This is a genomic window from Aminobacter sp. P4_H6_2 (genome assembly GCF_056400805.1).
On record NZ_JBFUKO010000194.1, the window covers coordinates 1 to 8,560 of the forward strand.

Below are 8,560 nucleotides of genomic sequence, written 5' to 3' on the forward strand. Positions count from 1 at the left end.
GGCTACGTGCACCCTGGAAGAAGGCATGGCCCGACCACTGGGATTCGATCGGTGGCCGGGTTGAAGCAGGCGAAACGCTCGATGAAGCCATGAAGCGTGAGGTGCGTGAGGAAATAGGCGTGACGCCGACGGAGTTCCTGTGGCTGGAATGCGTTCCCGAGCGCCGACCCGATCTCTACGGTGATGCCGTGCATCATATCTACGCGGTTACCGCGTGGACCGACGGTATGCCTGAAAACATCTGCGACGAGCACACCGAGATCAAATGGTTCGCGCCCGCAGAGTTGCTGACGCTGCCGAACCTTGCGGATTGCGACTACTTCCGCCTTGCGGGACTTGCGACCAAGCACCCCGCTGCATCGTAGGCGGCGGCAACGAGCCGCCGCGATGGCTCCTCTTGTCCTTACGGATAGAGCCGGTCCTTGTCCCAACCGCCTTCTTCGTTGCGGCTGAAGACGACACGGTCGTGCAGCCGGAACGGGCGGTCGTGCCAGAATTCGATCTGGCTCGGCACGATGCGGAAGCCTGACCAGTGCGGCGGGCGCGGGATTTCGCCGATGGCGTGGCGGGCGGTGTATTCAGCCACCGCCTTTTCCAGCGCGAATCGGCTTTCAAGCGGGCGTGACTGTTTCGAGGCCCAGGCGCCGATGCGGCTACCGCGCGGGCGGGTGGCGAAATACTCGTCGGCCTCGGCGTCGGTGACGATTTCCACAGGACCGCGCACCCGCACCTGGCGGCGCAGCGACTTCCAGTGGAAGCACATGGCCGCCTTCATTGTCGCCAGGATCTCGCGGCCCTTGGCGCTTTCGAAATTGGTGTAGAAGACAAAGCCGTGTTCGTCGAAACCCTTGAGCAGCACCATGCGCACGTCAGGCAACCCATCGGTGTCAACGGTGGCGAGCGCCAGCGCGGTGGGATCGTTCGGCTCACTGGCCGTCGCATCCTTGAGCCACGTGGCAAAAAGCCAGAAAGGCTCCGCGCTCTGCGTGAAGTCACTGCTTGTTAACTCTGTGTCCGTCATAGCTTTTACTCGACTTGCCATATCCGACCGGGAGAATGCCTATTGTCGCGCTTCGCGCAAGCCTTTGAGGGCCATTGCCTCCCACAATTCGGGTTCCGATCCTTCAAGGTGGTGCTGCTGCTTAGCCTGACGACGATCAGCGCCTGTGGTGCTGGTGGCTTCAGCCTGGATAAGGCGGAGGTGGATCGCAGCCTGGTGACCAGCAAGATCCCCGACGACGTGAACCGTACCACCGATGCGAATCGGCTGGCCGATGAGACAACGATCCGCAATGCGGTTTCGTCCGTCGACGTCGCCGAGCTGAAGGGGCAGGCAATTCCCTGGGCCAATGCCGATACCGGTTCGCGCGGCGCCATCAGCGCGCTCGTGGAGAGCACCGAGCGCGGCGTGTTGTGTCGGGAGTTCGCTGTTTCGCGCGAAAGCTTTGATGGCGTCAGGCTGTTCAAGGGCGAAGTTTGTGCTGCCGGTGCAGGTGCCTGGCAGATGCTGGCATTCGAACCTGTCTGACGATCAAGGTACTTCCGCCTCTGGAATTTCTTCCTAGCCAAGCGCATATAGGGGGGAACCAACCCTTTTCTCTGTTTATGGAATGAGACATGCGCGACCCCTATGAGGTGCTGGGCGTTGCCAAGAACGCCTCGGCCAAGGACATAAAAGCGGCTTACCGCAAACTCGCCAAGAAGCATCACCCGGATCAGAACCCTGACGATCCGAAGGCGAAGGAACGCTTTTCCGCGGCCAACCAAGCCTACGAGATACTCGGCGACGAGAAGAAGAAGGCAGCCTTCGACAGCGGCGAGATCGACGCCGAGGGCAAGCAGCGCTTCCATGGCTTTGAAGGCGCTGCGGGTGGCGATCCCTATAGCGGGTTCCGCCGACAGCAGGCAGGACCTGGCGGCTCGCGATTCGAATTCCGCTCCGGTGGCCCGGGCGGCCAATCGTTCGATGCCGGTGACATATTCAGCCAGATTTTCGGCGATTCCTTCAGCCAGCGCGGTGCTGGTGCCGGTGCCGGCGCAGGCATGGGGGGCGGGCAACGCGCCCAGCCGGGCGCCGACGTCAATGTCACGCTCGATGTGACCATCGAGGAAGCGGCGACCGCGCCAAAGGTCACCGCCATGTTCCCCGATGGCCGCAAGCTGGCGGTCAAGCTGCCGGAATATGTCGAGGACGGCCAGACGATCAGGCTCAAGGGCCAGGGCGAGCAGGGCTTTGGTGGTGCCGGTGACGCACTGGTCAAGATCAGGTTCCGCCGCCATCCGCGCTACCGTGTAGAGGGCCGGGACCTGCATGCCGACCTGCCGGTTCAGCTTCACGATGCTGTGCTCGGCGCCAAGCTTGCCGTGGAAACGCCGACCGGGCGCATTGCCGTCAAGGTGCCGGCCTGGTCGAGTTCGGACAAGGTCTTGCGCATCAAGGGGCGCGGTCTGCCTGAAAAAGCGGGCGGCCACGGCGACATGTATGCTCATGTCCGCGTGATGCTGCCTGAAGGCGGCGATGCGGCACTTGAAGAGCTGATGCGCAAGTCCAACGGCTGAAAGCGGGCCGGCGCGATGTCGCCGGCCGCAGTATGTCGGCGTATGAACGCTTGAAGGTGCAGATTGCCTATGCGATAGGCTCTCCCAAACAAATCATGCATTGGAGTGCGCTCACATGGCGGGTGGACAGGGCCTGATGGCCGGCAAGCGCGGCCTTATTCTTGGCGTCGCCAACAACAGATCCATTGCCTGGGGCATTGCCAAGGCTTGCGCCGACCAGGGCGCGGAATTGGCGTTTACCTATCAGGGCGATGCGCTGAAGAAGCGCGTCGAGCCGCTGGCCGCCGAAATCGGCGCTTTTGTCTGCGGCCATTGCGACGTCACCGACATGGCAACCGTCGACGCCTGCTTCGAGACGCTGGAAAAGAAGTGGGGCAAGCTCGACTTCGTCGTCCACGCCATCGGCTTCTCCGACAAGGATGAGCTGACTGGCCGCTACGTCGACACCAGCCACGGCAACTTCCTGCGCACCATGGACATCTCGGTCTATTCCTTCACGGCAGTCGCCCAGCGCGCCGAGAAGCTGATGACCGATGGCGGTTCGCTTTTGACCATGACCTATTACGGCGCCGAAAAGGTGATGCCGAACTACAACGTCATGGGCGTCGCCAAGGCAGCGCTTGAGGCCAGCGTCAAATATCTCGCCRTTGACCTCGGCCCCAAGAACATCCGCGTCAACGCCATCTCTGCCGGCCCGATCAAGACGCTTGCTGCGTCTGGCATCGACGACTTCCGCTACATCTTGAAGTGGAACGAATACAACGCGCCGCTGCGCCGTACCGTTTCGATCGAGGAGGTTGGCGACGCCGGGCTCTATTTTCTGTCGCATCTGTCGCGCGGCGTCACCGGCGAAGTGCATCACGTCGATTCCGGCTACCATGTCGTTGGCATGAAGGCTGTCGATGCGCCCGATATCGCAGCCGTGAAGGACTGACCTCCGACCCGGTTCGACATGACCCCGCTCATCTATTTCGTGCGCCATGGCCAGACGCCCTGGAACGCTGAGCAGCGTCTGCAGGGCCAGGCCGACATCGACATCAATGCTCTCGGGCGCGAGCAGGCCGACCGTAATGGTCGTAGGCTAGCCGAACTTGTTCCCAATCCCGAGGCTTTCGATTTCGTGGCAAGCCCGATGCGGCGTACCCGCGAGACGATGCAGCGCGTGCGAATTGCGATGGGGCTCGATCCCTTGGCCTATCGCACTGACTCGCGGCTCATCGAAGTGAATTTCGGCGACTGGCAGGGCTTCACCTTCGCCGAACTCGAAGCCCGCAAACCAGGCGTGAGCGCTGCGCGGCAACTGGACAAGTGGGATTTCGTGCCGCCGGGCGAGGATGCGGAGAGCTATGAAATGCTCACCCGCCGTATTCGTCCCTGGCTGGCGGAGGTTGCGCGACCGACGGTCTGCGTGACCCATGGCGGTGTCTTGCGCGCGATCTTCAGGCTTGTCGAAGACCTGCCCAAAAACAAAGCCGCGGCCCTGGAGATCCCCCAAGACCGCGTGCTGAAAGTGGAAAACGGCCGCCTGGAATGGCTCTAGCGGCCGCGAATTTCGCTGTTACTGCGGCAGTTCCATGTCGGTGATCAGGTTTTCGCCCTCGACCACGTCATAGGCCAGCAGGATTTCCATGCCCGGCTTGATGTTGTCGACATCGAACTCGCCCGGCAGCTTGTAGGTCTTGCCGTTGTCGAGCGTGATGATCGATTTTTCCTTGTCGACCGACTTGACCTGACCTTCGGCTTCGGCGGCCAGTGCTGCGCCTGACATCATGAGCACGGCGGCAACGGCGCCAATAAGGGTACGCATTGTCGTCCTCTTTTTCTCTGCGCCCCGCAAAGCGCGAGGCAAAACAAACGGGGCGGTCGGAAGGAAGCAGAAACCAACCGAATGTGTCAAAACTAAATCGGCTCCGATCACAGTTTGACCACCGCTAAAATGGCCAAAGACGCGCTGCGCGGCTCAATGGACGTGCCGGTGCGCTCCATCACGTTGAATCGGCGCATCGTCCTTTGTCGAAAAGGAATTTTACTTTTCGGGGTCATGCGCTAGAACGCGGCCATACCCCGGCACCTGCCGGAAAGGGCCCTTTGCATGTCGCACAACACCTTCGGCCACCTGTTTCGCGTTACCACCTGGGGCGAGAGCCATGGGCCGGCACTTGGCTGTGTTGTCGACGGCTGCCCGCCCGGCATCCGTTTCACGCTGAAGGACATCCAGGACGAACTCGACAAGCGCAAGCCGGGCCAGTCGCGTTTCGTCACCCAGCGCCGTGAACCCGACGAGGTCAAGGTGCTGTCCGGCATCATCACGGACGATGACGGCGAGACGTTGATCTCGACCGGCACGCCGATTTCGATGCTGATCGGAAATGTCGACCAGCGTTCCAAGGACTATGGCGAGATCGCCCGGCAATATCGTCCCGGCCATGCCGACTACACCTACGACGTCAAATACGGCCTGCGCGATCATCGCGGCGGCGGCCGTTCCTCGGCGCGCGAGACGGCCGCACGCGTGGCGGCAGGTGCGATAGCGCGCAAGGTCGTGCCCGGCCTCGTCGTGCGCGGCGCGCTGGTGTCGATGGGCGTCAAGTCGATCGACCGGGCCAACTGGGACTGGGATTTCATCGGCAGTGCCGAAAACCCGTTCTTCACGCCAGATGCTGGTTCAGTGCAGGTCTTCGCCGACTATCTCGACGGCATCCGCAAGTCGGGCTCGTCTGTCGGTGCAGTGATCGAGATCGTCGCCGAGGGTGTGCCTGCCGGCTTGGGCGCGCCGATCTACGGCAAGCTTGACCAGGACATCGCGTCGAACCTGATGTCGATCAACGCCGTCAAGGGCGTCGAGATCGGCAACGGTTTTGAGGCCGCGCGGATCACCGGCGAAGAGAATGCCGACGAGATGCGCATGGGCAATGACGGGGTGCCACACTTCCTGTCCAACCATGCCGGCGGTATATTGGGCGGCATCTCGACAGGACAGGCCGTGATCGCACGTTTCGCCGTCAAGCCTACCTCGTCGATCCTGACGCCGCGCAAGTCTATCGACAAGGACGGCAAGGATGTCGATGTGATGACCAAGGGCCGGCATGATCCGTGCGTTGGCATCCGTGCCGTGCCGATCGGCGAGGCAATGGTTGCCTGCGCGATCGCCGACCACTATCTCCGCCATCGCGGACAGACGGGAAGGGGTTAGGGGAGTAGGGCAATAAGGCAATAGGGCAATCGCCTGGTTTCACATACTGCCCTATTCCCCTACTGCCTTACTCCCCTGTGAAAGAGAGAACGCCATGGCCTACGATCAGAAGAAAGTCGTCGAAGCGCTGAGAGCCTTCGAGCGCGGGGAGATCGTAGTCGTGATGGACGACGACGGGCGCGAGAACGAAGGCGACCTGATCGTTGCCGCCGTTCACTGTACGGCCGAGAAAATGGCCTTCATCGTGCGCCACACCTCCGGCATCGTCTGCACGCCGATGCTCAAGGAAGACGCAAGGCGCCTCAACCTTGCGCCGATGGTTGCCGACAACGATTCGGCGCACACTACGGCCTTCACCGTTTCCGTCGACTTCAAGCACGGCACGTCGACCGGCATCTCCGCCGAGGACCGCACGCTGACCGTGYGCAACCTTGCCAATGGCAATGTCGGCGGTTCGGATTTCGTTCGTCCCGGCCATATCTTCCCGCTGATCGCGCGCGAAGGCGGTGTCTTGATGCGCTCGGGCCATACCGAGGCCGCCGTCGACCTGTGCAAGCTCGCCGGTCTGCCGCCGGTCGGTGTCATTTCCGAGCTGGTGAACGACGACGGCACGGTCATGCGTGGCCCGCAGGTCGCTGCCTTTGCCGAGACAAACGGTCTCAAGCAGGTTTCGGTCGCCGATCTCATCGCCTATCGCCAGCGCCAGGAGACGCTGATCCAGCGTGTCGACAGCTTCGACATCGAAACCCCGGCGGGCAAGGCGAAAGCCATCACCTACACGCTGCCCTGGGACGTCATGCATCACCTCGCCATCGTCTTCGGCGACATTCGCGACGGCGAGGACGTGCCGGTGCGCCTGCACACCGAAGATGTGGTTACCGATGTGTTCGGCACCAGCAATCGCTTGGGCGACATCATGAAGACCTTCGGTGAGTGCAACCGAGGCGTCATCGTCTACCTGCGTGAAGGTTCGGTCGGTGTTTCCAATCTCGGCCGCAACCGCCCGACAGCGGAACGCGAAGACCACGAAGAGGCGCGTCACCGCGAGGACGAATGGCGCCAGATCGGTCTCGGTGCGCAGATCCTCAAGGACCTCGGCATTTCCTCGATCAACCTGATCGCCTCGCGCGAGCGCCACTATGTCGGCCTCGAAGGTTTTGGTATCCGCATCGCCAAGACTGAAATCCGCTGATCTCCGACGCCTCTGTGAGGTGATTGACTTCCGCTAGCCACGGCGCATTCTCTTGCTCTCTCTGGGGGGAGAGTCGGGGATGTGGGATTTCAGCATAGGCCAGAGCCTGGCGATCATGGTGCGCACCTGGCCGTTCATCGTGCTACGCATGGTCGTCTATTTCGGCATCACGCTTGCCTATATCGTGGCGACKGGGACGGGCGCCGGCTTCGGCTACGGTTTGGGTCACGCCACCGCCGACCTTGACAGCGCGATATCGTTCGCGCTGTGGGGTGGCATCGCCGGCTTCGGCGTGGTCTCGATCGCGGTCTACTGGATCCGCGAATATATCCTCTACATCGTCAAGGCCGGCCACATCGCCGTCATGGTCCATCTGATCGACGGGCGCGAAATCCCCGGCGGCCAGGACCAGATTTCTTATGGCCGCGAGGTCGTCACTGCCCGCTTCAGCGAGGCGAGCGTCCTGTTTGTTCTCGATCAGCTGGTGAAGGGGGTGATCCGCGCGATCACCGGCCTGGTCGGCGGCGTTGCCGCCTTCCTGCCAATCCCGGGGCTCAACGGACTTGCCAGGTTCGTCAACACCGTTATCCGCATGTCGCTGACCTATGTCGACGAGATCATCCTGGGCTACAATATCCGCATCGGCAGCACTTCGCCTTGGCAGAGCGCGCGGCAGGGCGTTGTGCTGTATGCCCAAAACGGCAAGACCATGGTCAAAAATGCCATCTGGCTGTCGCTGGTCGTGTGGGGCGTGTCGCTGGCGATCTTCCTGTTGATGCTCGCACCAGCCGGCGCCATCCTCTACTTCATGCCGGGTGAACTCGGGGGCTGGGCTTTCGTTTTGGCGATCGTGTTTGCCTGGGCGTTCAAATCGGCGCTGATCGAACCTTTTGCGGTCGCCTCGCTGATGCAGGTCTATTTCAAGATCATCGAAGGCCAGGTGCCCAATCCAGAATGGGACCGCAGGCTGGAAGAGGCGTCGTCGAAATTTGGCGAACTGAAGGAAAAGGCCTTCGGCTCGGGCGAGGCGTCACGCTGGGACGGTGCTCCGCGACACGTCTGAGCCTCTCAGCAAACGGTCGCGGGGCCGACGGACAGATCCCCTATTCCGCCGCCTGCACTGCAGGGGGGGCAATTCGCAGCGACCGCACGAGCGGCCGCTGACCGAGGAAGGTGATCACCAGCGCGATGAAGCCCGCGACAAGCGAAACCATGAAGCCGCTGCTTGCGCCCATTTGATCGATGATCCAGCCTGAGGCCGACGAGCCTACGGCCATGCCGATGCTGATGCCGGTGACAGCCCAGGTCATGCCCTCGGTGAGCTTGGAAGAGGGGACGACCTTCTCGATCAGTGCCATCGACAGGATGATGGTCGGCGAGACGGCAACGCCCGCCAGGAACAGCACGACCGAAAGCACCGCCACGTTGTTAACTGCCAGCAGCGGTAGCGTCGTCAGGGCGGCGAGCGCGATGGCGATCAGCAGCTGCCGGGCGAGCGGCATCTTGAGCTTCATGGCGCCGAATACGAGGCCGGCGACGAGCGAGCCGGCAGCATAGGCGGAAAGCGCAAAGCCTGCCGAGGCCTTGTTGCCCTGGGCCTCGGCGAAGGCCACGGC

General features: G+C 62.1%; 11 protein-coding genes. 8 read left to right on the top strand and 3 right to left on the bottom strand.

The window, feature by feature from the left end; translation table 11 throughout:
* Positions 1-365 (top strand): NUDIX hydrolase (locus AC1DUU_RS15350; protein ID WP_476784270.1); only part of this gene is annotated, 365 nt, incomplete at its 5' end.
* 38 nt (positions 366-403) lie between these two features.
* On the opposite strand, the gene pdxH is transcribed toward AC1DUU_RS15350, so the two are convergent.
* A complete protein-coding gene (gene pdxH, locus AC1DUU_RS15355; protein ID WP_476784271.1) occupies positions 404-1,021 on the bottom strand; it encodes a pyridoxamine 5'-phosphate oxidase in 618 nt (205 codons plus the stop codon).
* A gap of 42 nt (positions 1,022-1,063) precedes the next feature.
* Here pdxH and AC1DUU_RS15360 point away from each other — a divergent pair, with 42 nt between their 5' ends.
* From AC1DUU_RS15360 to AC1DUU_RS15375, 4 genes are all read left to right on the top strand, one after another.
* Positions 1,064-1,528, top strand: a complete 465-nt coding sequence (locus tag AC1DUU_RS15360; protein WP_476784272.1) for an RT0821/Lpp0805 family surface protein — start codon at positions 1,064-1,066, stop codon at positions 1,526-1,528.
* Between the two features lie 89 nt (positions 1,529-1,617).
* On the top strand, positions 1,618-2,559 hold the full coding sequence (locus AC1DUU_RS15365; RefSeq protein ID WP_476784273.1) for a DnaJ C-terminal domain-containing protein: 942 nt from the start codon (positions 1,618-1,620) through the stop codon (positions 2,557-2,559).
* Between the two features lie 115 nt (positions 2,560-2,674).
* Entirely contained in the window at positions 2,675-3,493 is an 819-nt protein-coding gene (gene fabI / locus AC1DUU_RS15370) for an enoyl-ACP reductase FabI (RefSeq protein WP_476784274.1), read from the top strand.
* A gap of 18 nt (positions 3,494-3,511) precedes the next feature.
* Entirely contained in the window at positions 3,512-4,099 is a 588-nt protein-coding gene (locus AC1DUU_RS15375; protein WP_476784275.1) for a histidine phosphatase family protein, read from the top strand.
* An 18-nt stretch (positions 4,100-4,117) separates the two neighbouring features.
* On the opposite strand, the gene AC1DUU_RS15380 is transcribed toward AC1DUU_RS15375, so the two are convergent.
* Positions 4,118-4,366, bottom strand: a complete 249-nt coding sequence (locus AC1DUU_RS15380; RefSeq protein ID WP_476784276.1) for a DUF1344 domain-containing protein — start codon at positions 4,364-4,366, stop codon at positions 4,118-4,120.
* A 285-nt stretch (positions 4,367-4,651) separates the two neighbouring features.
* Between AC1DUU_RS15380 and aroC the strand changes: the two genes are divergently transcribed.
* The 3 genes from aroC to AC1DUU_RS15395 all read left to right on the top strand — a co-directional run bounded on the left by aroC (position 4,652) and on the right by AC1DUU_RS15395 (position 8,007).
* Positions 4,652-5,752, top strand: coding sequence for a chorismate synthase (aroC, locus tag AC1DUU_RS15385; protein ID WP_476784277.1), 1,101 nt, complete (start codon positions 4,652-4,654; stop codon positions 5,750-5,752).
* A 94-nt stretch (positions 5,753-5,846) separates the two neighbouring features.
* Entirely contained in the window at positions 5,847-6,944 is a 1,098-nt protein-coding gene (gene ribB / locus AC1DUU_RS15390; RefSeq protein ID WP_476784278.1) for a 3,4-dihydroxy-2-butanone-4-phosphate synthase, read from the top strand.
* A gap of 79 nt (positions 6,945-7,023) precedes the next feature.
* Entirely contained in the window at positions 7,024-8,007 is a 984-nt protein-coding gene (locus AC1DUU_RS15395) for a hypothetical protein (RefSeq protein WP_476784279.1), read from the top strand.
* A gap of 40 nt (positions 8,008-8,047) precedes the next feature.
* Here AC1DUU_RS15395 and AC1DUU_RS15400 read toward each other — a convergent pair.
* The coding region (locus AC1DUU_RS15400) for an MFS transporter (protein WP_476784280.1) at positions 8,048-8,560 on the bottom strand (513 nt) is incomplete at its 5' end.